Source organism: Kitasatospora sp. NPDC127116, assembly GCF_042677365.1.
Lineage (GTDB): Bacteria > Actinomycetota > Actinomycetes > Streptomycetales > Streptomycetaceae > Kitasatospora > Kitasatospora lactacystinica.
This window is the reverse complement of sequence record NZ_JBHXTL010000284.1, coordinates 1-2,593: the sequence shown is the minus strand read 5'-3', so window position 1 is coordinate 2,593 and position 2,593 is coordinate 1. Positions and strand designations below refer to the sequence as shown.

Here is a 2,593-nt window from a genome sequence, read left to right as displayed (position 1 = left end):
GACCGCCCGCCCCCCCTCTGCCGGGCGCGGGTTCCACAGTCGGCCCCCGCGGGGGGCCCATGTTGGGTGCGGCGCCCCGGGCCACTCGCGCCGGGGGCCGCCGAGACCTTCGTTCCGGGTGGGCTCGTGTGCTCACACACGAGCCCACCCGGTTCCGCAAGGGCCGTTGCCGCTGTCTCCGAGTCGGTCAGGAACGCCGAGCGAGCCGATACGGGCCGAGGAAATAGGACAGGGCGGCGTGCGACGGCCCATCAGCGACCTCGCCGCCCGTCAGGAGCTTCACTACTTCGCTTTCAGGTACCCACGCCACGCGGGTCGCCTCGGACACGTCCTCGGGCTCGCCGACCCGGGTGCAGTCCGTGACGTGGTAGGCGTGGAAGTGGGCGTCGCCGATGCCGGCCATGGCGTCGTACTCGGTCAACAGCTCGACCCGGCCGGGACGCCAGCCGGTCTCCTCCTCGACCTCGCGGACGATGGCCGCCGCTGGCTCCTCGCCGGGCTCGGTCCATCCGGCCGGCACCTCCCAGCCCCAGCGGCTGGTGATGAACCGGTGCCGGTAGAGGAGGAGGAACTCGCCGGCCTCGTTGGTGACGACGGCGGTGGTCGAGGCGCGGGGGTAGCGGACGACATGGTGGTCGATCCGGCCGACGCCGGGGATCTCGACGTCATCGAGCCAGACCTCGACCCACGGGCTCCCGTAGACCTGCCGACGCCCGAACACTTCCCATTCCACGAACAGCCCCTCCCTTACACGCGCACCAGTTGAGTTCCCAACTCTCTCACCCGTGCGGCGAGTTCCCGAGGCAACAACGGGAAGACCCCATTACCCGCCTGCGGGTAATGGGGTCTCGGACAGCTCGAACGGTGCGTCAGACGTCGTTGAACTCGCCGGAGCGGACGGCGGCAACGAAGCTCGACCAGGCGTCGACCGGGAAGGCCAGAGCAGGACCCTCGGGGTCCTTGGAGTCACGAACGGGGACGATGCCGGGCATGCTGTCGGATACCTCGATGCACTGTCCACCGTTGCTGCTGTAGCTGGACTTGAACCAGTCGAGGGTCATACTCGCCTCCGTAGCTCGCGGATCATCGCCACCGAGTCCGCCTGTGAAAGGGCATGCGTTTGCAGCTGATAGTAGGCCGCCAACTCGGCTGTCACCGCCTTGATATCCCGCTCCAAGCGCCCTTGGTGTGCACTCTCGGCGTAGGAGACCAGCGACCGGTCCGGCAACGTCAGGATGGACACCGGAAGATCAAAAGCCCTGTTCTCGCCGAGCTCGAACGGGGCTATCTGGAGTCGCACCGTGGGGTCGCCGGCAAAATCAACGAGGTGGTCAAGCTGAGCCGCCATCACAGCATCCCCGCCCACAGGCCGACGAATGCAACTCTCGTCCATGACGACATGAACCAGCGGTGACGGTTCCCGGCGCATACCAGCCTGGCGGTTTATGAGGACTCGCACCCGTTCGTCTGCCTGGTCCTGCGTGATGCTCCTCCGGCGCACAGCACCCGCCGCAATGGCGGTTGCGTACTCCCTCGTTTGCAGCAAGCCCGGCACGATGCCGAGTTCGAAGAGTCGCAGTTCAGCGGCTCGACGTTCTTGGGTGACGAACTCGGCGAACCCTTCCAGCAGTGCGCTGTACTTGACGTCGCCGGCCTTGTGCTTGAACGTGCCTGCCTGCGATGTGTCAAATGCTCTGTCAAGAGCCGCAGCAATCCGTTGAGTTGGTTTCCGCCGACCATTTTCAAGAGCTGAGACGAAGGAAGAGGTGCAGCCGATCAATCCGGCAAGGTGCTCCTGCGTCCACCCCCGCTGCTCGCGCAACGCCCGGAGAAAGGCCCCGAACTCGGCGGAAGGGGAGGCCTGGGGGTCAAGTTCACGTTTGTTCAAGGCGATTCACCCTACCAATCAAACGGCAAAGTCAAGTTGAACAGCTCCGAAGTCTAGAGGACATTGGGCGCACTGGGTAGTCACATCACTACGGACCGGAGCGAAGCTGTGATGTGCAAGCCCTCAGCCAGACGCCGAAGGTGCACCGCCCGAGGCTGACCGAGCCGCTCAGACCTCACCCCATCCGAGGTGCCTCCATGCTCAAAACCCCCCCGCCCCCGCGCATTCGTCGCCCGCCTTGACTCCCGGGTCGAATTCACGCCCCTGGCCCGCTACTTGCTCCGGGCCTACCTCTCCGGACTGCCCTCCGGGGACCGCTACCGCGACACCGCCGAACTGCTGCTCGGCGAACTCTTCGCCAATGCCGTCCGGCACGCCGACGCGCCCGACGACCGTCGCATCGAGATCCGCTTCGCCCTCGTCCACTCCCGCCTGCGGCTGGAGGTGCACGACGCTGGCAGCGGGCGCCCCTCCCTCCGTGTCGCCGCGCCGGACGACGAGCACGGGCGTGGCCTGCTCCTCGTCGACCGGCTCGCTGAGCGCTGGGGCTGCGAATCCCGCCCCTGCGGCATCGGCAAGTTCGTCTGGGCCCTCGTCGCCCCCGCCCCCGGCCCCGCCCTCGTCACCGCCTGAAAGCACACCCCCATGCACCTCACCACCCTCGCCGGCCACGCCCTCTCCCGCGGCCGCACCCCCGCCGACACC

At 67.3% G+C, this 2,593-nt stretch carries 4 protein-coding genes; 1 reads left to right on the top strand and 3 read right to left on the bottom strand.

The window, feature by feature from the left end:
- Positions 1 to 187 precede the first annotated feature (187 nt).
- The 3 genes from ACFVHV_RS43650 to ACFVHV_RS43640 form a co-directional block, all read right to left on the bottom strand.
- Positions 188 to 733 (bottom strand): NUDIX hydrolase, encoded by a 546-nt coding sequence (locus ACFVHV_RS43650; RefSeq protein ID WP_380359435.1) that lies wholly within the window; start codon positions 731 to 733, stop codon positions 188 to 190.
- A gap of 136 nt (positions 734 to 869) precedes the next feature.
- The gene (locus ACFVHV_RS43645; RefSeq protein ID WP_380359432.1) at positions 870 to 1,061 is read right to left on the bottom strand and encodes a DUF397 domain-containing protein; all 192 of its coding nucleotides are present in this window, start codon (positions 1,059 to 1,061) and stop codon (positions 870 to 872) included.
- A complete protein-coding gene (locus ACFVHV_RS43640; protein ID WP_380359430.1) occupies positions 1,058 to 1,888 on the bottom strand; it encodes a Scr1 family TA system antitoxin-like transcriptional regulator in 831 nt (276 codons plus the stop codon). Before ACFVHV_RS43640 ends, ACFVHV_RS43645 begins: the two co-directional genes overlap by 4 nt.
- A gap of 189 nt (positions 1,889 to 2,077) precedes the next feature.
- On the opposite strand from ACFVHV_RS43640, the gene ACFVHV_RS43635 reads away from it, so the two are divergent.
- Entirely contained in the window at positions 2,078 to 2,521 is a 444-nt protein-coding gene (locus ACFVHV_RS43635) for an ATP-binding protein (protein ID WP_380359427.1), read from the top strand.
- Positions 2,522 to 2,593 lie beyond the last annotated feature (72 nt).

What these genes read in the sequence shown, in the direction of transcription:
- ACFVHV_RS43645 (WP_380359432.1), bottom strand. Translation starts at nt 1,061, where the DNA reads ATGACCCTCGACTGGTTCAAGTCCAGCTACAGCAGCAACGGTGGACAG.